Source organism: Alkalicoccobacillus porphyridii (genome assembly GCF_007293315.1).
Lineage (GTDB): Bacteria > Bacillota > Bacilli > Bacillales > Bacillaceae_D > Alkalicoccobacillus > Alkalicoccobacillus porphyridii.
Window position 1 is genome coordinate 1 of sequence record NZ_VLXZ01000325.1, and the last position, 252, is coordinate 252.

Below are 252 nucleotides of genomic sequence, written 5' to 3' on the forward strand. Positions count from 1 at the left end.
ACTGGTGCCGAAAACACGACTATTGTGCAACCAGTGTGCCTCCCCAAATGGTCTGAACGGAACCGCATACCGCGTATTTTTACCGTTTTTGCTGGTAAGCCATGTTCTTGCTCCCAGGCGGGTGAGAATATTTCCGTTACCGGTATTTTCAATACTGGTTCCGTTACTTTCATGATATTTGTCTGATTTTACATTCATCCGGACAACCTGAAGCTGCGGCTGAACATACCATTCATGACTTCCCTTGTAATT

The 252-nt window shown here is 45.2% G+C and carries 1 protein-coding gene; it reads right to left on the reverse strand.

Features of this window, described 5'->3' with window-relative positions:
• Nucleotides 1-252: autotransporter outer membrane beta-barrel domain-containing protein (locus FN960_RS22095; protein WP_143850843.1), on the reverse strand; the 252-nt coding region annotated here is incomplete at both ends.